Origin of the sequence: Enterobacter cloacae complex sp. 2024EL-00227, assembly GCF_043945315.1 — a bacterium.
Classification (GTDB): domain Bacteria; phylum Pseudomonadota; class Gammaproteobacteria; order Enterobacterales; family Enterobacteriaceae; genus Enterobacter; species Enterobacter roggenkampii.
On sequence record NZ_JBIMQP010000001.1, the window covers coordinates 128238 to 152141 of the forward strand.

Annotated in this window: 20 protein-coding genes and 1 tRNA gene; 17 read left to right on the forward strand and 4 right to left on the reverse strand. The window is 55.1% G+C overall.

Annotated elements, in window-relative coordinates; all coding sequences use genetic code 11:
* Positions 1–24: 24 nt before the first annotated feature.
* The 10 genes from ACHH0Z_RS00580 to ACHH0Z_RS00625 all read left to right on the forward strand — a co-directional run bounded on the left by ACHH0Z_RS00580 (position 25) and on the right by ACHH0Z_RS00625 (position 12480).
* The gene (locus ACHH0Z_RS00580) at positions 25–288 is read left to right on the forward strand and encodes a PAAR domain-containing protein (RefSeq protein WP_044597853.1); all 264 of its coding nucleotides are present in this window, start codon (positions 25–27) and stop codon (positions 286–288) included.
* Positions 288–1724, forward strand: a complete 1437-nt coding sequence (locus ACHH0Z_RS00585; RefSeq protein ID WP_045409260.1) for a hypothetical protein — start codon at positions 288–290, stop codon at positions 1722–1724. Before ACHH0Z_RS00580 ends, ACHH0Z_RS00585 begins: the two co-directional genes overlap by 1 nt.
* Positions 1725–1729: 5 nt before the next feature.
* Positions 1730–5134 (forward strand): ImcF-related family protein, encoded by a 3405-nt coding sequence (locus tag ACHH0Z_RS00590; RefSeq protein WP_045409258.1) that lies wholly within the window; start codon positions 1730–1732, stop codon positions 5132–5134.
* On the forward strand, positions 5134–6735 hold the full coding sequence (gene tssA, locus ACHH0Z_RS00595; RefSeq protein ID WP_045409256.1) for a type VI secretion system protein TssA: 1602 nt from the start codon (positions 5134–5136) through the stop codon (positions 6733–6735). The genes ACHH0Z_RS00590 and tssA overlap by 1 nt, the downstream gene beginning before the upstream one ends.
* Positions 6736–6777: 42 nt before the next feature.
* Positions 6778–8532, forward strand: a complete 1755-nt coding sequence (gene tssF / locus ACHH0Z_RS00600; RefSeq protein ID WP_045409253.1) for a type VI secretion system baseplate subunit TssF — start codon at positions 6778–6780, stop codon at positions 8530–8532.
* Positions 8496–9581 carry a type VI secretion system baseplate subunit TssG gene (gene tssG / locus ACHH0Z_RS00605; RefSeq protein WP_045409251.1) on the forward strand — a complete coding sequence of 362 codons (1086 nt, stop codon included), beginning with the start codon at positions 8496–8498 and terminating at the stop codon, positions 9579–9581. The genes tssF and tssG overlap by 37 nt, the downstream gene beginning before the upstream one ends.
* Complete coding sequence (gene tssJ, locus ACHH0Z_RS00610; RefSeq protein WP_032675272.1) at positions 9559–10104, forward strand: type VI secretion system lipoprotein TssJ; 546 nt, start codon at positions 9559–9561, stop codon at positions 10102–10104. Before tssG ends, tssJ begins: the two co-directional genes overlap by 23 nt.
* Complete coding sequence (tssE, locus tag ACHH0Z_RS00615; protein WP_025912749.1) at positions 10104–10559, forward strand: type VI secretion system baseplate subunit TssE; 456 nt, start codon at positions 10104–10106, stop codon at positions 10557–10559. Before tssJ ends, tssE begins: the two co-directional genes overlap by 1 nt.
* 14 nt (positions 10560–10573) lie before the next feature.
* Positions 10574–11044 carry a hypothetical protein gene (locus ACHH0Z_RS00620; protein ID WP_025912748.1) on the forward strand — a complete coding sequence of 157 codons (471 nt, stop codon included), beginning with the start codon at positions 10574–10576 and terminating at the stop codon, positions 11042–11044.
* Between the two features lie 104 nt (positions 11045–11148).
* On the forward strand, positions 11149–12480 hold the full coding sequence (locus tag ACHH0Z_RS00625; protein WP_045409248.1) for a VasL domain-containing protein: 1332 nt from the start codon (positions 11149–11151) through the stop codon (positions 12478–12480).
* A gap of 40 nt (positions 12481–12520) precedes the next feature.
* Here the strand turns inward: ACHH0Z_RS00625 and ACHH0Z_RS00630 are convergent.
* Positions 12521–12592 (reverse strand) — tRNA-Arg (locus ACHH0Z_RS00630).
* A gap of 75 nt (positions 12593–12667) precedes the next feature.
* Positions 12668–13597 (reverse strand): formate/nitrite transporter family protein, encoded by a 930-nt coding sequence (locus tag ACHH0Z_RS00635; RefSeq protein ID WP_023325783.1) that lies wholly within the window; start codon positions 13595–13597, stop codon positions 12668–12670.
* Between the two features lie 315 nt (positions 13598–13912).
* On the opposite strand from ACHH0Z_RS00635, the gene mlaA reads away from it, so the two are divergent.
* Positions 13913–14665 (forward strand): phospholipid-binding lipoprotein MlaA, encoded by a 753-nt coding sequence (mlaA, locus tag ACHH0Z_RS00640; protein WP_008502619.1) that lies wholly within the window; start codon positions 13913–13915, stop codon positions 14663–14665.
* A gap of 44 nt (positions 14666–14709) precedes the next feature.
* Here the strand turns inward: mlaA and fadL are convergent, their stop codons facing one another.
* Complete coding sequence (gene fadL, locus ACHH0Z_RS00645) at positions 14710–15993, reverse strand: long-chain fatty acid transporter FadL (protein ID WP_008502618.1); 1284 nt, start codon at positions 15991–15993, stop codon at positions 14710–14712.
* Between the two features lie 372 nt (positions 15994–16365).
* Between fadL and ACHH0Z_RS00650 the strand changes: the two genes are divergently transcribed.
* The 4 genes from ACHH0Z_RS00650 (at position 16366) to sixA (ending at position 21081) form a co-directional block, all read left to right on the forward strand.
* Complete coding sequence (locus ACHH0Z_RS00650) at positions 16366–16650, forward strand: YfcZ/YiiS family protein (RefSeq protein ID WP_008502617.1); 285 nt, start codon at positions 16366–16368, stop codon at positions 16648–16650.
* A gap of 278 nt (positions 16651–16928) precedes the next feature.
* Entirely contained in the window at positions 16929–18239 is a 1311-nt protein-coding gene (gene fadI / locus ACHH0Z_RS00655; RefSeq protein ID WP_021241580.1) for an acetyl-CoA C-acyltransferase FadI, read from the forward strand.
* Positions 18239–20386 (forward strand): fatty acid oxidation complex subunit alpha FadJ, encoded by a 2148-nt coding sequence (fadJ, locus tag ACHH0Z_RS00660; protein WP_045409245.1) that lies wholly within the window; start codon positions 18239–18241, stop codon positions 20384–20386. The genes fadI and fadJ overlap by 1 nt, the downstream gene beginning before the upstream one ends.
* 209 nt (positions 20387–20595) lie before the next feature.
* Positions 20596–21081 (forward strand): phosphohistidine phosphatase SixA, encoded by a 486-nt coding sequence (sixA, locus tag ACHH0Z_RS00665; protein ID WP_014884683.1) that lies wholly within the window; start codon positions 20596–20598, stop codon positions 21079–21081.
* Between the two features lie 46 nt (positions 21082–21127).
* On the opposite strand, the gene smrB is transcribed toward sixA, so the two are convergent.
* Positions 21128–21679, reverse strand: coding sequence for an endonuclease SmrB (gene smrB, locus ACHH0Z_RS00670; RefSeq protein WP_023344606.1), 552 nt, complete (start codon positions 21677–21679; stop codon positions 21128–21130).
* Positions 21680–21824: 145 nt separating this feature from the next.
* On the opposite strand from smrB, the gene prmB reads away from it, so the two are divergent.
* Both prmB and aroC read left to right on the forward strand, forming a co-directional pair.
* Entirely contained in the window at positions 21825–22757 is a 933-nt protein-coding gene (prmB, locus tag ACHH0Z_RS00675; RefSeq protein ID WP_008502612.1) for a 50S ribosomal protein L3 N(5)-glutamine methyltransferase, read from the forward strand.
* 60 nt (positions 22758–22817) lie between these two features.
* On the forward strand, positions 22818–23903 hold the full coding sequence (aroC, locus tag ACHH0Z_RS00680; protein WP_023325780.1) for a chorismate synthase: 1086 nt from the start codon (positions 22818–22820) through the stop codon (positions 23901–23903).
* Position 23904: the final 1 nt, after the last annotated feature.

The following is a 23904-nucleotide window of genomic DNA, read 5'->3' on the forward strand; positions in this document are numbered from 1 at the left end:
TTCTTCTAATTAAAGGATTAGCAAGTGGGGAAATTTGCCGTCGTTTTAGGTGACGCCACTACGCATGGTGGCAAAGTCATATCCGCCTCATCCAGTTTCGATATATCCGGTAAAAATGCCGCGCTCTTAAATGATAGCGTATCCTGCCCTGAGCATGGCACAAACAAAATCATTGAGTGCGATGTTTCTGCGTATGAAGAAAATGGACGTGGAATTGTATTGCATGGCTGTAAAACACAGTGCGGTGCGAGCGTTATCGCAAGCATGCAGGATATGGAGGTTGGCTGATGGGATGGTCTCTGCCAGAGGTGACTGAAAAAGAGCCAGCACCATCATGGTCACCGTGGATCTGTCTGTTGATTATCATCCTGGGTCTTTTTATCGGGTTGCTTGTGGCTGTGCTGAAGTCACCAACAACAGGCTTACCTTCATTGAGTAGTGGGGCCTGGTTACCACTTACGGCCTGGACATTTGCGGGCATTTCGGCAGCCATCGCGGTCTATAGCTTATGCCAGGAAACGCTGGCAATCCGCGTCTGGAACTGGAATGAGTGGTGCCGAAACACGCGTCTGAAATGGCGCTTACGCGCGCATCAGCATCTTGTCATTCTCAGTCATGTTTTCATCGCTGCAGATACTGGGGTGCTGTCTCGTCTTGCACATATAGATACACAAGAAGGGGACAGTACGGACACACCGCATTTGACGCTGTTGCCGGACGCTCCCCTTACACCGGGTATTTCACGTTTTGAGCAGCTACTTCGTCATCTTATTGCTCAGATAATGCCTTCGATTCGGCGGCGATATCCTTCCGGCCCACTCCAGATTATTGTTCAGACCAACGGTAGCGACAAAGACCGTGAATCTCAGTCATTCCATCGTATCTGGACAGCTGGCTCTCCCCCCTGGAAAGTCGAGATTCATTTTCAGGACGGTGACTCATCCTTTGATGACTGGAATCAGTTTGTCGGGTCCACAAAGAGAGCCGTACTGGTGCTGGCGATGCACTATCGGCTACCCGATGATGTTCTGCCTGAATTTGCCAGCGCGTTGTTTATGGTGCATCCGTCGATTGTAAGTGAAGGTGAAGGAAAAAATGCGTTACGGCTTTTCCGAGCGATGCCGCTCAACACCCGTACGCTTGCAACAGAACTCAGTGAATTATGGGATATGGCCCTCACTCCTGCCAGCAAGAAACACCTCATCTGGTACAGTGGACTGTCAGATGCGCCACGGCAGTCAGTGAGCAGGGTGCTGAATGATCTGTCGGTTCCTCTCTACGATAGCATTGGCACTGGCGGTGTCATTGACTATGACACAGCATATGTCCGGTATGGCGGTCTTGCTGGCTGGGCAATGATTGGCGCTGCGGCTGAAATGGCTGCTTATGGCCCAGCCAGCCAGTGGCTTCTTCTCGAAGGTGAAGATGATGCCTGGGCAGTGACGCTAGGAAACAACGCTCCCGAAGTCGGGTATGATCATTTCGTTATTCAGCCACCCTTTCCCGGAGGGTCTGTTCTGATGGCATTATTGCTCAATGCCGGGCTGTACAGCCTGATGATCCGCTACTTCCCTTCAACGGCATTCTCCTGGTCAGGGATCACTCTTCTTCTGCTATCACTGATAGTGACATTGCCCGGGCTGGCCATTTTGCTGAGACGAATGACAGCCCGTCTTCAACGCCCGGAATTTATCAGGGTTGCACGACACACCGGAAAGGAATAACCGGCATGAAAAAGGTTTCAAAGCCACTGGGCGCTGGGCTACTCATCGTGGCAGTCCTGCTGATGATACTCTTTGTTTTTGCACAGACAACGCCGTTGCCCTCTGAGAGTGGTGATGATAATTTCTGGTATGTACTGGCAGGTTTCATCATCCTGACTGCCACATTATGCACCCTGGTCTTTTTTACGTTGTCCAGGCAACAAAATCCCTCTCCCGTTACGCCTGATGGTGAAAACTATCACAACGAAGAAATAACGTCGGATCAATATTATTTTGCAGCACTGAGCAAGCACCTCAGGAGACGTTACTCGCTCTTCTGGTGTCGTAGAACCCGCCTGCTGCTTGTCACCGGTGATGAGACGGCAATCGAACAGTTGGTTCCTGGTCTACAGGAAAACCAGTGGTTCGAAGGTAACCGTACCGTTCTGATTTACGGTGGTAGCCTGACCGCTGAGCCCGATAAGGAAAAATACACCGCGCTGCGAAAACTGCGGCGCGGCCGCCCACTGGACGGTATTGTCCGCGTCATGCCTGCGTCGCTTAATCTGAGCCCACAAATCAGTGACAACGATTTACGTGGCCTGGAAAAAATCAGCGAATTGCTCCGTTATTCCGCGCCGGTCTGGCTGTGGCAACTGTGTGACAGCAAATGGTCGCAGGCAAAACGTACTGAACAGGCTGTAGGAGCCCGTTTCCCGCTGCATGCCAAAGCTGACGATATTAGCCGTCAGCTTGAGCTGATGCTGCCTGCATTGCGGATACAGGGGGTAAGTCAGGTCGCTGAGAACAACGGCCACGATTTCCTGCTGCGTCTGGGCCAGTACCTCAAAGACGGCGGTATCGTCCGCTGGACTCAACAACTGGTGCCATGGTTGGCTGCCTCTCAGCAGCGTGTTCCGTTGCGTGGTCTGATGTTCAGCCTGCCGGACAGTTACCCTGTTCATACTACTGAGGGGACAGCCGAACCTGAGAAATATATCCCCGAATCACAACGCCATGCCCTTGCTCTGCCCGCAACATGGCAGGGTATCGTTGATGACTGCATCCGTGTGCGTGGCCGCCGTGTCGGTATGGCCTGGGAGCAGACCCTTGCCTGGACACTGATGACCATTATTGGTATCTGGGGAGCGGGTACACTGCTGTCGTTCGCGGTCAACCGCATGCAGATAATCTCTGTTGCCGAGCAGGCGCATGCGCTGGTGGAGCATCCTTCCGTATCGGATTACCAGCTCACGGCTCTGCATACCCTGCGTAATGACGCTGGCCGCCTGCAGCACCGTATTCAGGATGGAGCGCCCTGGTACCAGCGCTTCGGTCTGGACCATAACCAGCAGCTGCTCGATGCGTTGCTGCCCTGGTACGGCGTGGCAAACAACCGCCTGATACGCGACCCGGCGAATCAGGCGCTGACACAAAAACTCAGCGCATTGGCAAACTCTGCCCCCAACAGCGACCAGCGTGCACAGCTGGCGAAGCCGGGTTATGGCCAGCTTAAAGCCTGGCTGATGATGTCTCGTCCGGATAAAGTCGACGGCGCGTTTTATGCGCAGACCCTGAAAACCGTGCAGCCGACACGAATGGGTATTTCTACCGGTCTGTGGCAAAGCCTGGCGCCGGATTTGTGGGCCTTCTACATCACCGAACTGCCTAAGCAGCCACAATGGAAAATCACACCGGATGCGCAGCTGGTCAGCCAGAGTCGCCAGCTGCTGCTGCAGCAAATTGGGCGTCGTAACGCTGAAAGCACACTGTATGAAAATATGCTCAAGTCAGTGCGTCGTAACTTCGCCGATGTCTCCCTGGAGGACATGACCAGCGGTACCGATGCGCGTCGACTTTTTACTACCGAGGAGGTCGTGCCGGGCATGTTCACCCGCCAGGCCTGGGAAGGTGGTATTCAGCAGGCTATCGAAAAGGCTGCAAATTCCCGCCGGGATGAAATTGACTGGGTGCTGAGTGATTCCCGTAAAGCCGTATCGGCGGATCTGTCGCCGGAAGCGCTCAAAGCACGCCTGACAGAGCGTTATTTCATTGACTTTGCCGGCAGTTGGTTGAATTTCCTTAACAGCCTGCACTGGAACCCGGCAAACAATATTGCGGACGTTACCGACCAGTTGACGCTGATGAGCGATGTCCGCCAGTCGCCACTGATTGCCCTGATGAATACCCTCGCCTGGCAGGGACAGACAGGCCAGCAAAGCGAAGGTCTTTCGGACTCCCTCATCAAATCGGCTAAAGATCTCGTCGGTGGAAAAGATAAACCTGCCATTGATCAGTCTGCGTCAGGGCCGCAGGGGCCGCTGGACGAAACCTTTGGTCCGCTGCTGCAGCTTCTGGGTAAAAACAAAGGTGATAATGTCATGTCGGCGGACAACTCCCTGAGTCTGCAGACGTATCTGACCCGTATCACCCGCGTGCGTCTGCGACTGCAGCAGGTGGCCAGCGCTTCTGACCCGCAGGCAATGATGCAGACCCTGGCGCAGACCGTATTCCAGGGCAAAAGCGTGGACCTCACCGACACTCAGCAATACGGCAGCCTGATTTCGGCAAGTCTTGGCGAGGAGTGGAGCGGATTTGGCAGCACAATGTTTGTGCAGCCGCTGACCCAGGCCTGGGAGACCGTACTTCAGCCGTCGGCAGCCAGTCTGAATGACAAATGGAGCCGCTCAGTTGTCGCGAACTGGCAAACTGCCTTTGACGGTCGTTTCCCGTTTGCTGCCAGCAAAAGCGATGCCTCTTTACCGATGCTGGCTGAATTTGTGCGTAAGGACAGTGGACGTATAGAGCGCTTCTTGTCGACAGAGCTCAACGGTGTGCTGCACAAAGAGGGTAGCCAGTGGGTGCCGGATAAGGTCAACAGCCAGGGACTGAATTTTAACCCGGCCTTCCTGCGGGCCATTAACCAGCTGAGCCAGCTGTCAGACATTCTGTTCACCGATGGTAGCCAGGGCATCAGCTTTGAGCTGCAGGCGCGTCCTGTGCCGCAGGTGGTGGAGACGCAGCTAACCATAGATGGACAAAAGCTGCACTACTTCAACCAGATGGCCGACTGGCAAAGCTTCCGCTGGCCGGGAGAGACTTACAAGCCGGGAACGATGCTGACATGGACCACGGTCAACGCCAGTGCGCGTCTGTTCGGGGATTACAGCGGGACCTGGGGCTTTATCCGCTGGCTGGACTTGAGCAAGCGTCAGCAGCTGGACCGCAGCCAGTGGATGATGAGCTTTACTGCACCGGATGGTCGCACCCTGCAGTGGGTGCTGCGCTCCCAGCTCGGAAAAGGCCCGCTGGCGCTATTGGATCTGCGTGGTTTCACGCTGCCGGATCACATATTCAGTGTCGACAGCGCGGCCACCGCTCAGGCGCTGATGGCTAATACGGAAAACAATGACATGGAGGGCGTCGAATAATGAGCACATTGCAGAATTTGGTTATCGCCTGTCAGGCTGACGATGCTCAGCTGCGTGAACAGGCGCAGACGCGCACGGATAACTGGCAGCCCTGGCTTGCTCCGGTAAGCGTAGCCAGTCCGACCGGGGAAGACCCGGGATATGACGATGATTTTCAGCGTATCCGCGAAGAGGTTAATAAGCTCTCTGGTATTGATACCGAACTGATATGCACGCTTGCTGAAAAGTTACTGACCACCACAGCCAAAGACATCCGTATTGCGACCTATTACTGCTGGGCGCGATTGCACCAGGATGGCGAAGCCGGCTTTGCCGAAGGGCTTGAACTGCTTGCCGGATTATTGCAGCGCTACGGCATGCAGCTTCACCCGCAGCGGGACCGAAGCCGCAAGGCTGCACTGGAATGGCTTGCCGGTAGCCGTGTCCTGGACAGTCTGTCACTGTTTCCGGAGGTCATCCGCGAGGATGCACAGCGTACCGCCGGGGCCTTGCTGCTCATCAGTACCCGTCTGGAGACCGAGCCGGAAGCATCGCGGCCAGAGCTGAATGCCCTGTACAGCGGGCTGGAGTCTCGCCTGATGAAGGCCGGGGGTGTGGATGCCGTGGTACCGCAGAACGCAGGGAATAAGGCGCAGTCACAGCCCTTTACGCATGCGACCGAGTCAGATGCGCCGGTTCTGAACCGCATCACCTCCGGTCAGGATTTGCTGGCCCAGGCCCGTACCCTGACGGGATATCTGCGCGAGCAGCCAGATGGCTGGCTTGCCGCACACCGGCTGATGAAAAGCCTGCGCCATGACACGCTGAGAGCGATCCCTGCACCGGATGCCGAAGGGAAAACACGTATCGAACCACCGCGGGCTGACCAGCGGGCCATGCTTAAACGGTTGTACCTGCAGCAGAGCTGGCTGGAGATACTGGAGCAGGCGGACAGCACCTTCTCGCGTGGCGCTAATCACCTCTGGCTGGATTTGCAGTGGTATATCCATCAGGCTCTGATGAAATTGGGGCACGATGTGCTGGCCGATATCATCATCGCCGATCTGAAAGGGCTGCTGAGCCGTCTCACAGGACTTGAAACGCTGGCCTTTAATGACGGAACGCCGTTTGCCGATGAGGTCACGCTCAACTGGATAAATCAGAGCGTGCTGGACGATTTGTCCAACTGGCGGGATGAGCCGGTCAGTGCTGCTGGTAAGACAGATAACGATATCCTGCTCCTCGAGCCGGAAGCGCTGGATAAAGCGGACACTGACGGTCTGGATGCCACACTTCACTGGCTCCAGACCCATCCTGGTTGCGACTCTACAAAAGACAAATGGCTGCTGCGCCTGCTGATGGCCCGCATAGCCGAGCAAAAGGGTAAAAATGAGCTGGCCCTGCATCTGCTGGGTGAACTCGATAGCGCCGCACGGTCAATCACCCTCACGCAGTGGACACCGGCGCTGTTATTTGAAGTGAAATCCCGTCGCCTCAGACTGCTACGCATGAAAGCTACACGCAGTGAAACCGATAAATCACGTCTTCAGCCTGAGATGGACCAGCTTCTTGCCGGTCTGATTGCGCTCGACCCGGCAAGCAGTGCGGTGCTTTGCGGATAAAAACGCCTGGCTACCTTTAACATTCCTAAATTCAGGTTTTTTATGGACGACTTAACCCTGCGTTATTACGACGCTGAAATGCGCTACCTGCTGGAAGCCGGTGAAGAGTTTGCCCGTGCTCACCCCGAGCAGGCGGCAATGCTCAATCTCGATAAAGCGGGCGCGCGCGACCCGTATGTTGAACGCCTGTTCGAGGGCTTTGCCTTCCTGATGGGGCGCTTGCGTGAAAAGCTCGATGACGACCTGCCTGAACTGACCGAAGGGCTGGTCAGCCTGCTGTGGCCGCATTATCTGCGCACCATACCGTCGATGTCGGTGGTGGAGTTCACCCCTGACTGGCGTGAGATGAAAGAGCCGATGCGTATCGTCAAAGGCTTCGAGGTGAACTCACGGCCCATCGGTGAGAAGGGAACACGCTGCCGCTACACCACCACCAGAGAGATGACCCTTCAGCCGCTGGCGCTGGAGCAGGCCCGCCTGTCGACTGACCCTGACGGGCGTTCTGTCATTAGCCTGCGTTTTAACTGCAGCCTCCTTGCCGACTGGAGCCGTGTCGATCTCAGCCAGATCCCATTTTACTTCAATGCTGACGCACCGCTGGCCTGCGCCATGCATGAAGCCTTTACCATGAACACGGCCCGTCTCTGGCTGCGCATGCCGGGTGACACGGACAGAAGACCGATGGACGGGTATTTCACCGCACTGGGGTTTGGTGATGATGACAGGCTGTGGCCGAAGGGAGACAGCAGTTTCAGCGGCTACCAGTTGCTGCTGGAGTATTTCACCTTCCGCGAGAAATTCATGTTCACCGGCCTGCGCGGGCTGGAGACAGTGGCCTTTCCGGCTGAGCTCCCATGGTTTGAAATCGACGTGGTGCTGGCAGAACGCTGGGAGCATGATTTCAGCTTTACCGAAAAGCATCTGCGCCTGAACTGTGTGCCGGTGATTAACCTGTTCCCGCTGGAATCTGACCCGCTGACGCTAAACTCCCTGCAGACCGAATACATGCTGCGCCCGATGCGCGTGCAGGATGGCCACACCGAGATATATGCGGTGGATTCGGTGATGTCATCGAGCCAGCATACCTACGTGCCATTTTCAAGCTTCCGCCACAAGGGCGGAATGATGCGCCATGAAGCCCCGGAATATTACTATCACACCCGCGTGCGCCGTGGCCCGTCGGGGTTGCATAACACCTGGCTTATCCTCGGCGGGGAAGCGTTTGATAACCACACGGTGCCGGAGGATGAAAGCCTGTCGCTGACGCTAACCGGCACCAATGGCCAACTACCTCGCAGAGCGTTGCAAAGTACCGTGCTCGATACAGTGATGAAAACCACTTCAGCCAGTATCGCCGTGCGTAACCTGTGTGCGCCGACGCTGCCTTGTTATCCCCCGGCGCAGGACCGTTTCCACTGGCGCGTGCTGAGCCACCTCGGCAGCGGGTTCCTGTCGATGATGGACAACGCCGACGTGCTGCGCGGCACCCTGGCGCTGTATGAGTGGACCGACAGCGAGATGAACCGCCGTCGTCTGGAGGCGATTATCGATGTGAAGCACAGTGAAACGGAACGCTTTGAGCAGGGATATCTGGTGCGCGGGGTGCAGATTGAGGTGACGCTTGAGAGCAACGGCTTTGCCGGGCGCGGCGATATCTGTCTGTTCGGCGAGATGCTGAGCCGCTTCTTTGCACTGTACACCGATATCTATCTGTTTAACCGCCTGATTATTATTCTGCAACCGACCGGAGAGCGCCTGGAATGGGAAGAGAAGCACAACCGCCGCATTCCCGGCTGACCCCGCGGCTGGAGGCCGATCTTCACCGCATCAACTTTTATCGTTTATGCCAGCTACTGGAGAAGCGCCATCCGGACAGGCCGCTGATGGGCTCTACCAGCCATCCGGCGGATGACCCGGTACGCTTTGCGCCGCACCCTGGAATGGGGTTCCCGGCCAGTGAACTGAAGGCTGTCGAGTATGACGAGGATGATGACAGCAGACCACCGCTTATCCGCACGACCTTTATGGGGATGTACGGTGTTGATTCGCCTCTACCGACCGCCTATCTCGATGACATTTCCCAGCGCCGGGAAGGACATGAGGCGCTGCAGGGGTTTCAGGATATTTTCAGTCATCGCATCCTGACGCAGTTTTACCGCGTCTGGCGTAAATACTCGTATCCGGCCACGTTTGAGCCAGGGGGAACTGACTCCATTTCGCAGTCGCTGCTGGGTCTGGTGGGGCTGGGCATACCGGGCACCGCGAACCATATAGCCACGCCAGTGTCCCGCTTTCTGGCGCTACTGGGTGTGCTGCAGCAGCCGGGCAAAACTCAGGAAGGGATGCAGGCACTGGTGCGCCTGCTGGCCCCCGATACGACGGTGCAGGTGAGTCCGTATTGTCTCCGGCCTGTAGAGATTGACAGGCCGCTGGGTTTTTACGGTGACGAAGAGTTTCTGCTTGATGGCAATACGCCTCTGGGTGACGAAGCGATGGATGCCAGCAGTCAACTGCTGATTGCGCTCACGACGGATAACGAACAGGAAGCGCAGGGCTGGAAACCGGACGGTCTGTTGTATCAGGACTTTCTGGTGATGCTGCGGGTTTATCTCGGGTGGCGTTTTAAGGCAAAAATTACTCTGACCACCCGGACCTGCCTGCTGGCTGCGCCGCCGCTCGGTGAAGGTAGCTTCTGGCTGGGGATGAATGGCGTGCTGGGCGCGGAAGACGAATATCTCCTGGACGATATCCCGCAGACCTTCACGACGGAACTGGGCTATTACACCGGCCTGCAGCCCTCAACACCACAACAAGGAAACCGATGTGTTACGTACAAATTCAATTAAGACTTCGCGCTGGCTGCTACCACTGCTGACATTCAGCCTGGCAGGCTGCGGGGTGACGCAGAGCGTCACCGATGGCACTAAATCGGCGTTTAACGCCGTGTTCTACAAAAAAATCAAGGTGCTGCACCTCGATTTCACCGCACGTGAGGCGCTGAACACCGACTCCCGTGAAAGTAACTCGCTGTCTCAGCCGGTGGTGATAAGGGTTTACCAGCTCAAAGACCGCAAAACCTTTGATAAGACGGTGTATCAGCAGTTGCTTCAGGATGATAGCACCATTCTGAAAGATGACATGCTGGCCAGTCGTGATGTCGTGGTGAAACCGGGTGGCGATGCAAACCTTGATATGCCAATGGAAGAAAAGGCGCAGTTTGTCGCGGTGGTAGGGCTCTTCCGCCATCCGGATATGGACAACAACGCCTGGAAGCAGGTTATCAAACGCAGTGACCTGGATCCGGATAAACCACGTATCCTGGAAGCAGGTGATAACTCTCTGACGCTACAGCCGCTTAAGGAAGACTGATGCCCTACGGACATAACGCGCCTTCGCTGTATGAAATGTTAACGGGAAATTTTACAGGCGGACTCAACCTTAGTCAGGTCAGTGAAGAAAATCAGGTCATCCTCTCGGTGCTGGATAACATGCAGCGCGTTCTCAACTGTCGTGCCGGTACGCTGTCGCATCTGCCAGACTATGGGCTGCCGGATATGACCAAAATTCTGCAAGGCATGCCGGGAACGGCCCATGAGCTGATGGGCACATTATCTGCCGTCCTGCTCAAGTATGAACCCCGCCTGAAAAAAATAACCGTTGTCCTGCTGGAACAGAACGTCCCCGGCGAACTGCGTTATGCCATTGACGCTGAACTTAAAGGGATTGGTCTGGTGCGCTACGGGACTGAGTTTATGCCCGAAGGACGGGTCCTGTTAAGGCATCTCAGGCAACAACAATATCTCGATACGACCCTCCGTATATAAGGTTTGATAACATCATGTCAGTAAAATCACAGTTCCTGAAAAAGTTGCAGGCACGACAACCTGCACCAGTTCCTGCCATCAGCAAGAGTCAGGCTGATATTGCAGAGTTTCGCCAGCGGATGGCTCAGCTTCAGGAGCAAATGGACGCGTGGCTGACGGATACGGGACTGAATGTGGAGCCACTGACCGTATCCGTTCCGGATCTGCTGGTGGAGGGCGGGGCTTTTGAGATTTCCGGTATCGTTTTGCGCTATGACAGCCGGGCGGTCAACTTTATGCCGATCTTTCTGTATGGACAGGGCGTCGCTGGTTGTGTCGAGGTGACTTTCTGTTCCGGAGATAAGGTGATTTCTCAAGGACGCCTGTTCATGCGGGTGGGGAGCGCAAATGGCTGGATCTTTACTCCCCCTGATACCTCATCCCGATCCGGACAACTATTTGATGAAGGTGTGTTTTTCGGTCTGATTTTAGCGCTGCTGCCATAGCGATAACATTCATTCCTTTAATGCGTCATTGCATTTTAAATCGCCAAATAGCCCTACAGATCAACTAACGAAATTAACCGAAACGGATATGCAGGCCCTCCAGGATGACCACACATATAACGTTAAAAACCGGCGGCGACCCGCGCACGCTGCCAGATTACGCCGCCCTCCGCGATGAACTCAGTAAGCTGACTCATCCTGCTCGCCCGGATGTGAACTGGCAATATGTCGAAAAACTCGGTCTCTCACTGTTCGAACAGAACGGTGTGGAGTTGCAGACTGCAGCCTGGTACACCCTTGCCCGGACTCATCTGTCGGGGTTAGCTGGCCTGAACGAAGGGTTGGCGATTCTGGAGGCCCTGATTAGCCATCAGTGGGACGTTTTCTGGCCGAAGACATTACATGCTCGTATGGAAATTCTTAGCGGCTTGAGCCAGCGCCTGCAGCAGCGCATGCGTATGCTTCCACTCAACAACAGCCATCTCAGTGAGCTTTATAGCGCTGAAGCGTTGCTTACCCGGCTGGGTTCGGTGCTCCAGCGCCTTGAACTGAAGCACCTTAGCCAGTTCGATACATTACGAACGTTGGTACGTTCGAATGCTGAACGGCTGGAAATCCGTAATGACGCATCAGATTTGAATGCGATTAAGCTGCCCGGTCGTGACTTACCTCAGGAGAGGGCGGAATCGGTTGGCGAAGTGAAATGGGTCTATGTTGTGCAGCCGGAAAATCAGCCGAATGCAGAGGATCGTAGGACAGCCCACGGAGCTGCCAGAGCATGGAAACCCTTTGTCGCCGGGATGTGTTCTATGCTGGCGATCGGCGTCGCCGTGGCGTGGGGAGGGGGCTTTCTGTCCAGACCCGATCCCTTAACGACCCAGGCCATTGCCTCGCTGGCGCCGTTACCTGAAGTGCTTACACCTGTTCAGCAAGACGCGTTAGCACAGCAAGGTACTTTACCGTCCACATTTATCACAGAAACGCAGCAGCAGCTTGCCCGACTGGATAAGCTGCCTCCTGACTGGAATATTTCCTACAGCCTTCAGCTGTTAGCGCAACTCCAGACAGTGCGGCCGGAGGAGGCGAAGCCGCTCACCTCACAGTGGCAGCAAAAATTTAACGCGGCAGCGTTGCCTGTCGACGCTATGAACAGTTGGTATGAGGGAATGATGAAGCTTCAGCAACTGAGTCATCGGCTGAGCAGTCTGGATGAGCAAAAAGGAAAATATATCACGGTGAGTGAGCTTAAATCGGTGGTTTTTTCGACTATACAGTCATTTAACCAAACAATACCGGCTGAAGAACAACTCAGACGCCTGTCACAGCATCCAGATGGAGATGCGCTTCCTGAAGCCGAAAAGACCCAACTGGAGTTGCGCCTAAGACAGCTTGCTGCGCGTTACGCTCAAATAAAACAGGAATCTTCTGCTCAGTGAATTCTGGCGATAGACAGGTGAATGCGCGTGAAGGTCAAAGTGTCCCCTGCAGGAATCGAACCTGCAACTAGCCCTTAGGAGGGGCTCGTTATATCCATTTAACTAAGGGGACGAGGCGGCACGAGTATAGCGTCATTTACACTTTGCGTTAAGCGCATCGCCGCCTGACTGCTCAAAGAGTCACCATTCAGGACGATTTTTTTGTCGATTTATCATCATTTTCCCGCGCTTTAAGCTCCGCTTTGCGTTTGTTCGACATGTCGTTACGGATTTGGGCATGGCTTAACAGCGCGAAGATAAACGTTCCGCCGCAGATGTTTCCTGCTAGTGTCGGTAAGGCGAACGGCCAGAAAAAGTCGCTCCAGTGAAGCGTACCGTTAAAGACCAGATACAGTATTTCTACGGTACCGACCACAATATGCGTGGTGTCAGCCAGCGCAATCAGCCAGGTCATCAATATAATCACCACAATTTTGGCGCTCCCTGCTGAAGGAAACATCCAGACCATCGTGGCGATAATCCAGCCAGAGATGATGGCATTAGAGAACATTTCGATCGGGGTGTTTTTCATCACATCCATGCCGATTTTTACAAATGCGTCCCGGGTGGGTTCATCAAAGATCGGCATGTACTCAAACGCCCAGGCCGCGATGCCCGTGCCGATGATATTACCCAGCAGGACGACGCTCCACAGACGCATCAATAAACCGAAATTGCCGAGGGTAGGGTTTTGCATCACCGGCAGAACGGCGGTCACCGTGTTTTCGGTAAACAGCTGCTGGCGGGCCATGATGACAATCACAAAGCCGAAGGTATAGCCGAGATTCTCGAGTAAAAAACCGCCCGGCACACCTTCCAGCTGAACATGAAATATCCCTTTGGCGAGCAGAGAGGCGCCCATTGAGAGCCCTGCGGCGATAGCTGACCAGAAGAGGGCCATGGCATCGCGCTCCATCTCTTTTTCACCGTCCTGGCGTATATGCTCATGGATGGCCATCGCGCGGGAAGGGAGGCGATCTTCATCAATTTCTATTTTCTCGCCACGCGCTTTCTCCTCGCTTTCAATTTCAAGTTCCTCATCGCTCTCGCCAATTTTTTCTTCGCCCACGTCTTTCATATCTGCTCCCGGAGGTTGATCTTTCTGTTAAGCGTAGCGGCTTTTATCGGGATGCCTGTGGGGATGCTCTTAAATTGGCGGCAATGACAACAAAGGTGATACATCTCTTTCAAAGACATTATAAAATTGCCAGCGAAACGAATTCTAAAAGCCAGGCTATGCTGAGATCAGAGTCACGGTGATTACTGCCCGTAATTGTGCTCATAGACATCGGTAAACGTGCTGTTACAATCGCTTGCACGTTTACAGACGGAGCATCAACGGCTCCGTTACGGATGGCAATCAACGATAGCCATACTGAACAGGGAGATATTTATGAAACTTCGGCTGTCGGCGCTTGCGCTTGGCGCGACGATGCTTGTGGGCTGCGCCAGCTCCGGGGAGCAAACGGGACGCTCCGATCCTCTCGAAGGATTTAACCGCTCCATGTATAACTTCAACTACAACGTGCTGGACCCGTATGTGGTTCGCCCGGTGGCAGTAGCATGGCGCGATTATGTTCCCCAGCCCGCGCGTAACGGGTTAAGTAATTTTACCAGCAACCTCGAAGAGCCTGCGGTAATGGTGAACTACTTCCTGCAGGGCGACCCGTATCAAGGGATGGTGCACTTTACCCGCTTCTTCCTGAACTCCATTCTGGGGATGGGCGGCTTTATTGACGTGGCAGGCATGGCGAACCCGAAACTGCAGCGTGAGCAGCCGCACCGTTTCGGCAGCACAATGGGACATTATGGCGTCGGGTACGGTCCGTACATGCAATTACCGTTCTACGGTAGTTTCACCCTTCGTGATGACGGCGGCGATATGGTTGATACGCTGTATCCGGTTCTGTCGTGGCTGACCTGGCCGCTGTCGGTGGGTAAATGGACGGTGGAAGGGATTGAAACCCGTGCGCAACTGCTCGACTCTGATGGCTTACTGCGCCAGTCTTCTGACCCGTATATTATGGTGCGAGAAGCGTACTTCCAGAATCATGACTTTATTGCCAACGGCGGTAAGCTGAAGCCGGAAGAGAATCCAAACGCGAAGGCGATCGAGAACGAACTAAAAGATATCGATTCGGAGTAAATAAAAAAGGTGAGCAATGCTCACCTTTTTCAATTCCTGCGCGATTAGAACGCGTAGTTGAAGTTCGTACCGAACAGCCAGGCTTTACCTTCAGAGGTAAACTCGTAAGGGCCTTCCTGGAACGTCACTTTCTGACCGTGCATATAAGATACGCCCGCATCGATAGATGCATTCTCGTTGAACGCATAAGTCGCGCCTGCACTTATCCAGAAGCGGTCCTGATCCGGAATGGAAATGGAACGCTTGTCTGCCGGAACCGGGCTGTCGTCAAATGCGATACCGGAGCGGAAAGTCCAGTTTTTATCGTAGTAGTAGGTGGTACCCAACGCAATACGATAAGCGTCGTGGAAGCTTTCGTCCTTATAGAACAGCGTTTGACCATTGCTTCCGGTCGCTTTCAGCTCCTGGAACTGGCTCCAGCTGGTATAGGCCAGGCTGTAGTGGATCGCCCATTGCGGTGCAACGCGGTTATAACCGGAGACTTCCCACATTTCTGGCAAATGCAGTGACAGCGAACCTGGAACGGTCTGGTTTGACGTTCCCCAAGGAATGGTGGTACCCGCACCAGGAACCACGTTGTTCACAGGCTTCAGGATGCCGCTCTTGTAATCGCCGTCGAAGTCAATTTTCACTTCGGAGCGATAGGTCAGGCCCCAACGGTTGTTTTTGTCCAGCTCGTACAGGATACCGGCGTTCCAGCCATAGCCCCACTCATCACCTTCAAGGCTGGCAATTTTGTTGCTGTTTTTTGGCAGGCGAGCAGTTTGCTCCCCGGAGTAACGTTCAATTTTGGCATCGGCGTAGACGGCATCAAAGCCCAGACCAAAGCTCCAGTTGTCGTTCAGGCGATAAGCACCACTCAGGTTCAGGTTCAGCGTAGTAAGGTCTGTTTTACCGCCGTATTCACCAGCCGGGTAGTTGCTATTGAACTCGGTAGCAAGCCCGTAGTTAGAGGTTACGGATGCTCCCCAGCCAAACTGTTCATTGATAGGCGCAACGAAGTGCAGGTTAGGGACCCATGCTGTTGGGGCAATATTGTCCGCTTTAAGGCTCGCACCCGTGTAAGGCGACTTGCCAGAAATGTTGACATCAGGATCGATATAAACCGCACCGGCAGAGAAGGTCGGACGATCAAACATCATGATCAATGCGGGGTTACGACTTGCGTTACCCGCATCATCAGCAATAGCGCCTTCCCCTGAATACGCGCGGCCAAGGCCAGAGGAAGAAAATTCGTTTAACTGAAAGCCCGCTGACCATGCGGAAGTGGAGACGAGTGCCACTGCGACTGCCAGCGCAGTCTTGTTGAACAGGGTTTTCTGGCTCATGACCATAACCTCATTGAGTTATTTTTATTCAATAATTGTTACATACCGTAACAGGAGCGCGAAGTGTAGGGTCTGAGGTATGACAGACAAATCAGACCAGTGGCCAGAGTATAGGTCCGACCAGCCTGAATGTTGCAAGTTTGTTTATTAATATTTTCAAACATGTTTCGTGAAACGAGATCTGGTTGGCAAAATTGTGACCATCGCGACTCACCCAAAAGGGTGGTTTTTGTTTTAGATCATTTTTTAGTGTGATATTGGTCACTTATCCGATTTTGCGCCATTAACGGCTGGAGAGAGCCCGCGCCGGGGCGTAAAATAGCAGCATCGTGTTTATCTCGCGCGCTGCGCGAATACAGAGGAAATTGAGCTATGAGTAAATGCAGTGCTGATGAAACCCCGGTTTGCTGCTGTATGGATGTTGGCACCATCATGGACAACTCCGATTGCACCGCGTCTTACAGCCGTGTGTTCACCAACCGCGCCGAAGCGGAAGAGACCCTGGCCGCGCTGAGCAAGCGTGCGCGTGATGTTGAATCCGAGCCGTGTGAAATCAAGTCGACCTTTACCGAAGTGGAAGGCGGCGTGAAGCTGGATATCGACTTTGTTTTTGCCTGCGAAGCTGAAACGCTGATTTTCCAGCTGGGTCTGCGTTAATTTCTGCGGCCTGATGCCCTCACCCCGACCCTCTCCCACGGGAGAGGGCGTAAGCATTAAAAACGGTAACCTACGGGTTACCGTTTTGCTTTTACCTTGCGCACCCGGCAACAAACCGCACTAATGCCCCTGCTATGCAGGGGCATTTTCTTTTTCTTCTCTGTGTTTTAGCTCGCACTTTTTCGTTTCCCCGATTGGCTGAATGTAAAAAAATGGTTAAGACTATTATCAGGTCAGACCACTTAGTGTTTGCGAATATTTTTTTACAGGGGAGTGTTATGAGTCAGGCATTACCGCTTATTACCCGTCAGGGCGATCGCATTGCCATAGTCAGTGGATTGCGCACGCCATTTGCGCGTCAGGCAACGGCGTTTCATGGCATACCGGCCGTCGACCTGGGGAAAATGGTAGTGGGGGAGATGCTGGCTCGCAGCGAAATTCCGCCGGAGGTCATCGAACAGCTGGTCTTCGGCCAAGTCGTGCAGATGCCTGAAGCCCCCAACATTGCGCGGGAAATCGTCCTCGGTACCGGGATGAATGTTCATACCGACGCCTACAGCGTCAGCCGCGCCTGCGCAACCAGTTTCCAGGCCGTGGCTAACGTCGCCGAAAGCCTGATGGCGGGCACCATTCGCGCCGGGATAGCGGGGGGAGCGGACTCCTCTTCGGTACTGCCGATTGGGGTCAGTAAAAAGCTGGCGCGTATCCTGGTCGATGCCAACAAAGCCCGCACGACGGGTCAGAAGCTCAAACTCTTCTCGCGTTTACGTCTGCGCGACCTGATGCCTGTACCTCCTGCCGTCGCTGAATACTCCACCGGCCTGCGCATGGGCGACACCGCCGAGCAGATGGCCAAAACCTACGGCATTACTCGTGAACAGCAGGATGCGCTGGCGCATCGTTCACATCAGCTTGCGGCAAAAGCCTGGTCGGAAGGCAAGCTGACCGATGAGGTCATGACCGCCTATATTCCGCCCTATCGCGAACCGCTTGCGGAAGATAACAATATTCGTGGCACGTCAACGCTGGCGGATTACGCCAAACTGCGCCCGGCGTTTGACCGCAAGCACGGCACCGTGACGGCGGCGAACAGTACGCCGCTGACGGACGGGGCTGCCGCCGTGATCCTGATGACCGAATCCCGTGCGAAAGAACTGGGCATTACTCCCCTGGGCTATTTACGCAGCTACGCCTTCACCGCCATTGACGTCTGGCAGGACATGCTGTTAGGTCCGGCATGGTCCACGCCGCTGGCGCTGGATCGCGCGGGGCTGACGCTGGCTGATTTAACCCTGATTGATATGCACGAAGCGTTTGCCGCGCAAACCCTGGCAAACGTCCAGCTGCTGGCAAGCGAGCGTTTCGCACGTGATGTGCTGGGCCGCGCGCATGCCACGGGTGAAGTGGATCAGAGTAAATTCAACGTGCTGGGTGGCTCTATCGCCTACGGTCATCCGTTTGCCGCTACAGGGGCGAGGATGATCACGCAAACATTACATGAACTCCGTCGCCGTGGCGGTGGGTTTGGCCTTGTTACCGCCTGTGCGGCGGGCGGCCTTGGCGCAGCAATGGTTCTGGAGGCTGAATAATGGATATGCCATCTGCATTTAATCTGACGGTTCGCCTCGATAACGTGGCCGTTATCACTATTGATGTGCCTGATGAAAAGATGAATACCCTGAAGGCCGAATTTGGCGTTCAGGTGCGCGCGATGCTAAAGCAGATCCGCGAGAACAAAGCCATTCGCGGCCTGGTGTTTATTTCTGCCAAACCCGACAACTTTATCGCCGGGGCGGATATCAACATGATTGCCCGGGCGCAAAGCGCGCTGGAAGCCGAAGAGCTGGCGCGTCAGGGCCAGCAGGTGATGTCGGAGATCAACAGTCTCCCAATCCCGGTCATCGCAGCGATCCACGGTGCGTGTCTGGGCGGTGGGCTGGAGCTGGCGCTGGCCTGCCACAGCCGCATCTGTACTGACGATGCGAAAACCATTCTGGGCCTGCCGGAAGTGCAGCTGGGCCTGCTGCCAGGTTCTGGCGGAACGCAGCGTCTGCCGCGGCTGGTGGGCGTCAGCACGGCGCTGGAGATGATCTTAACCGGTAAACAGCTGCGTGCCCGTCAGGCGCTGAAAGCCGGTCTGGTCGATGACGTCGTGCCGCAGTCCATTTTGCTGGAGGCCGCCGTTGAGCTTGCGCTGAAAGGGCGTCAGGCAAAACGTCCTCTGCCGGTTCGCGAGCGCGTGCTGGCCGGTCCGCTGGGGAGAACGCTCCTGTTCAATATGGTGGGCAAAAAGACCGAACAAAAAACCAAAGGCAATTACCCGGCGGCAAAGCGGATCCTCGACGTGATCGAAACCGGGCTGTCGCAGGGCAGCAGCAGCGGCTATGCCGCGGAGGCCAAAGCCTTTGGTGAACTGGCGATGACGCCGCAGTCACAGGCGCTGCGCAGCATCTTCTTCGCCAGCACTGACGTCAAAAAAGATCCCGGCAGCAAGGCGGAGCCTGCGCCTCTGCGTGCCATTGGCGTACTGGGTGGGGGGCTCATGGGCGGCGGTATCGCTTTTGTTACCGCCAGCAAAGGCAAATTGCCGGTACGCATCAAAGACATTAACCCTAAGGGAATCAACCACGCGCTGCAGTACAGCTGGCAGAACCTTGATCAAAAGGTCAAACGCCGCCATATCAAGGCAAGCGAGCGTGATAAAACCCTGGCGACGATCTCCGGTACGACGGATTACAGCGGTTTTGCGCACCGCGATCTGGTGATTGAAGCCGTGTTTGAGGATCTGGCCCTTAAGCAGCAGATGGTGGCAGACGTTGAGCAGCATTGCGCCCCGCACACCATTTTTGCCTCTAACACGTCGTCATTACCGATTGGCGATATCGCGGCGAAAGCCGCGCGTCCGGAGCAGGTGATCGGGCTGCACTTCTTTAGCCCGGTAGAAAAAATGCCGCTGGTGGAAGTTATTCCACACGAGACTACCAGTCCGCAAACCATCGCCACGGTAGTCAAACTTGCGAAGAAGCAGGGTAAAACGCCGATCGTGGTCGCAGATAAAGCCGGCTTCTACGTCAACCGTATTCTGGCGCCCTATATTAATGAAGCCATGCGGCTGCTGACGGAAGGCGAGAAGATCGAACACGTCGACGAGGCGCTGGTAAAGTTTGGTTTCCCCGTTGGCCCAATCCAACTTTTGGATGAGGTGGGAATAGACACCGGCACTAAAATTATACCTGTGCTGGAGGCGGCTTATGGCGATCGTTTTAGCCCGCCTGCAAACATTGTTTCTGCAATTTTGAAGGACGATCGCAAAGGCAGAAAAAATGAACGCGGTTTCTATCTTTACGGCGCGAAAGGGCGTAAAAGCAAGAAACAGGTCGACCCTTCGGTTTATGGGCTTATTTCGACCACCGGTCAGGGAAAACTGTCTGGCGTTCAGTGCGCTGAACGTTGCGTGATGATGATGCTCAATGAAGCGGCGCGCTGCTTTGGTGAGCAGGTGATCAAGAGCGCACGCGATGGCGACATCGGCGCGGTATTTGGTATTGGTTTTCCGCCGTTCCTTGGCGGCCCGTTCCGCTACATGGATACACTCGGCGCGGGTGAAGTGGTTGCCATTTTGCAACGTCTGGCCTCGCAATATGGCCCACGGTTTACACCGTGTGACGAATTATTGCAGATGGCGGAACGGGGCCAGACATTTTGGCCTGCACGGGAAACTGATTTCGTAAACTGAAGTCAAAGAAGGGTAAATCCTGAGGTGAATGAACCTGTTCTGGCGATTTTGTAAACAGAGATTGACTATACTTACGCCATTGAGGTAAAAAACAGCGTTTCATTCATCGAATGGATCAGGCACAATGCCCGGCCATCGGGTTTTCTACCTCTTAGCATTTATCGCGGGTAGTTAACGCCGGTGATTCTGGTTAACAAAAGCGGTGCAATATGCAAGTTTTCATCATGCGTCACGGCGACGCGGCACTCGATGCCGCCAGTGACTCAGTACGTCCTTTAACCGTCTGTGGCTGCGACGAATCCCGTCTGATGGCAACCTGGCTTAAAGGTCAAAAAGTGGACATTGAACGCGTTCTTGTGAGTCCGTTCCTGCGTGCAGAACAGACGCTGGATGTGGTAGGGGAGTGTATGAACCTGCCGTCCAGTGTGGATGTTCTCCCCGAACTGACACCATGCGGTGATGTCGGCCTTGTCAGCGCTTATCTTCAGGCGCTGTGCAATGAAGGTGTCGCTTCCGCACTGGTCATTTCCCACCTGCCGCTGGTCGGCTATCTGGTATCTGAGCTGTGCCCGGGCGAAACGCCGCCTATGTTCACCACTTCCGCGATTGCCAACGTCACCCTCGACGAAACCGGCAAAGGGGTCTTCAACTGGCAAATGAGCCCGTGCAACCTGAAGATGGCAAAAGCGATCTGACGTGACGTGTGACAGGGCGGGATGCTATATCTTTCCCGCCCTTCTGTCAGGGCAACTCTGGCGGCTGCCACTCCTCAACTTCAATCAATACCAGCAAGGCGGCATCTCCGCCGTACTCTTTCGGTGCCTGATGAAACGCCATTACGTGTGGGTGCTGAGCCAGCCACAGCGGCGTCTGTTGCTTAAGGATATGTTTCCCGTGGCCATGCATCACGCAGGCGCAAAAAACATGTTCGCGGCGACAGGCGGCAATCAACGCCCCCAGCTCCTGTTTCGCCTGCATTTGCGTTAAGCCGTGCAGATCCAGAAACAGCTCCGGCGAATAATCTCCCCGGCGTAACTTTTTCAGTTCGAAATGGCTGACGTCCTCGCGCACGTATTTCACCGCGCCCTGGGTATTAAGCAGCGGCTGAAACTCGTCTGAAAAGTAGTGGCTATTATCGGCCTGCTCCTGCAGCAGCCGTTTGACCGGAACTTCGCTGATTTTTTTACGCAGCGGGCGATGGACGATGGTGTCCTGCGCGATTTTCCGCGTCCCGGTCATTAGCTGGCGGAAGAGCGCCTGATCCTCCTCGCTGAGCGATGTTTTCTTTTTCATTCGTCATTCTCATCTCGTATTTCCGATAGTGTACCCGACTAAACGCATTTTTTAACCTCAAGCGGTACGCGTCATTGCTGATTTATCGCCGTCTTCATGGCAAACTAGCCGCCGAAAATTATGCGAGCATGCCCTGGAGGAAAGAGTGGATAAAATATTTGTCGATGAAGCAGTAAACGAGCTGCATACCATACAGGACATGTTGCGCTGGTCGGTTAGCCGCTTCAGCGCCGCCAATATCTGGTACGGACACGGTACCGACAACCCGTGGGATGAAGCCGTGCAGCTGGTGCTGCCGTCCCTCTACCTGCCGCTGGATATTCCGGAAGACATGCGCACCGCGCGCCTGACCTCGAGCGAAAAACACCGCATCGTTGAGCGCGTAATCCGTCGCGTGAACGAGCGTATTCCGGTCGCCTACCTGACCAACAAAGCCTGGTTCTGCGGCCACGAGTTCTATGTCGATGAACGCGTGCTGGTGCCGCGCTCGCCGATTGGTGAGCTGATTAACAACCACTTTGAAGGCCTGATCGGCCATCAGCCGCAGCACATTCTGGATATGTGTACCGGGAGCGGTTGTATCGCCATTGCCTGCGCTTACGCCTTCCCGGAAGCGGAAGTGGACGCGGTTGATATCTCCACCGACGCGCTGGCCGTGACCGAGCACAACATAGAAGAGCACGGTCTGATCCATCACGTTACGCCAATTCGCTCCGATCTGTTCCGCGATCTGCCGACGCTGCAGTACGATCTGATCGTCACTAACCCGCCGTACGTCGATGCGGAAGACATGTCCGATCTGCCAAACGAATACCGTCACGAGCCGGAGCTGGGTCTGGCGTCAGGCTCTGACGGCCTGAAGCTGACCCGCCGCATTCTGGCCTGCGCGCCGGATTATCTGACCGACGACGGCGTTCTGATTTGTGAAGTGGGCAACAGCATGGTACATCTGATAGAGCAGTACCCGGATGTGCCGTTCACCTGGCTTGAGTTCGACAACGGCGGTGACGGCGTCTTTATGCTGACCAAAGCGCAGCTGCTCGACGCGCGCGAACACTTCAGCATCTATAAAGATTAATCCAGCGGGCTTCGGCCCGTTTCACAACGCTCAAACACAAACAACAACATCGGAGCCGTGATGGCAGGAAACAGTATTGGACAGGTATTCCGCGTGACCACCTTTGGCGAGTCGCACGGGCTGGCGCTGGGCTGTATCGTTGATGGCGTACCGCCAGGCATCGAACTGACCGAAGCCGATTTGCAGCACGACCTCGACCGTCGTCGTCCGGGCACCTCTCGCTACACCACGCAGCGTCGCGAGCCGGACCAGGTCAAAATTCTCTCCGGCGTCTTTGAAGGCCGTACCACTGGCACCAGCATTGGTCTGCTGATTGAAAACACCGATCAGCGCTCCCAGGACTACGGCGCCATCAAGGACGTGTTCCGTCCAGGCCATGCCGACTACACCTACGAACAAAAGTACGGCTTCCGCGACTATCGCGGCGGCGGACGTTCCTCCGCGCGTGAAACCGCGATGCGCGTGGCGGCTGGCGCCATTGCTAAGAAATACCTGCAGCAGAAATTTGGCATCGTGATCCGCGGCTGTCTGACCCAGATGGGCGACATTCCGCTGGCGATCAAAGACTGGGATCAGGTCGAGCAAAACCCGTTCTTCTGTGCGGATGCCGACAAGCTGGACGCGCTGGACGAACTGATGCGCGGTCTGAAAAAAGAGGGCGACTCCATTGGGGCGAAAGTCACCGTCGTGGCCGACGGCGTCCCGCCAGGCTGGGGCGAGCCGGTATTTGACCGTCTCGATGCCGACATCGCGCACGCGCTGATGAGCATCAACGCGGTGAAGGGCGTTGAGATTGGCGACGGTTTTGACGTGGTATCCCTGCGCGGCAGCCAGAATCGCGACGAAATCACGAAAGCGGGCTTCCAGAGCAACCACGCGGGCGGCATTCTGGGCGGGATCAGCAGCGGGCAGCAGATTATTGCCAATATCGCGCTGAAACCAACTTCAAGCATTACCGTGCCGGGCCACACGATTAACCGCGATGGCGAAGAAGTTGAGATGATCACTAAAGGACGTCACGATCCGTGCGTGGGGATCCGCGCGGTACCGATCGCGGAAGCGATGCTGGCGATCGTGCTGATGGATCACTTCCTGCGCCAGCGCGCGCAGAATGCGGATGTGACGACCACCATTCCACGCTGGTAAA

Coding starts and splice junctions, on each gene's coding strand:
- smrB (WP_023344606.1), bottom strand. CDS start 21,679: ATGAAAAAGAAAACATCGCTCAGCGAGGAGGATCAGGCGCTCTTCCGC.
- ACHH0Z_RS00625 (WP_045409248.1), top strand. CDS start 11,149: ATGACCACACATATAACGTTAAAAACCGGCGGCGACCCGCGCACGCTG.
- ACHH0Z_RS00585 (WP_045409260.1), top strand. CDS start 288: ATGGGATGGTCTCTGCCAGAGGTGACTGAAAAAGAGCCAGCACCATCA.
- aroC (WP_023325780.1), top strand. CDS start 22,818: ATGGCAGGAAACAGTATTGGACAGGTATTCCGCGTGACCACCTTTGGC.
- ACHH0Z_RS00590 (WP_045409258.1), top strand. CDS start 1,730: ATGAAAAAGGTTTCAAAGCCACTGGGCGCTGGGCTACTCATCGTGGCA.
- fadL (WP_008502618.1), bottom strand. CDS start 15,993: ATGAGCCAGAAAACCCTGTTCAACAAGACTGCGCTGGCAGTCGCAGTG.
- tssG (WP_045409251.1), top strand. CDS start 8,496: ATGGGAAGAGAAGCACAACCGCCGCATTCCCGGCTGACCCCGCGGCTG.
- fadJ (WP_045409245.1), top strand. CDS start 18,239: ATGGATATGCCATCTGCATTTAATCTGACGGTTCGCCTCGATAACGTG.
- ACHH0Z_RS00650 (WP_008502617.1), top strand. CDS start 16,366: ATGAGTAAATGCAGTGCTGATGAAACCCCGGTTTGCTGCTGTATGGAT.
- mlaA (WP_008502619.1), top strand. CDS start 13,913: ATGAAACTTCGGCTGTCGGCGCTTGCGCTTGGCGCGACGATGCTTGTG.
- tssE (WP_025912749.1), top strand. CDS start 10,104: ATGCCCTACGGACATAACGCGCCTTCGCTGTATGAAATGTTAACGGGA.
- tssA (WP_045409256.1), top strand. CDS start 5,134: ATGAGCACATTGCAGAATTTGGTTATCGCCTGTCAGGCTGACGATGCT.
- ACHH0Z_RS00635 (WP_023325783.1), bottom strand. CDS start 13,597: ATGAAAGACGTGGGCGAAGAAAAAATTGGCGAGAGCGATGAGGAACTT.
- sixA (WP_014884683.1), top strand. CDS start 20,596: ATGCAAGTTTTCATCATGCGTCACGGCGACGCGGCACTCGATGCCGCC.
- ACHH0Z_RS00620 (WP_025912748.1), top strand. CDS start 10,574: ATGTCAGTAAAATCACAGTTCCTGAAAAAGTTGCAGGCACGACAACCT.
- fadI (WP_021241580.1), top strand. CDS start 16,929: ATGAGTCAGGCATTACCGCTTATTACCCGTCAGGGCGATCGCATTGCC.
- tssF (WP_045409253.1), top strand. CDS start 6,778: ATGGACGACTTAACCCTGCGTTATTACGACGCTGAAATGCGCTACCTG.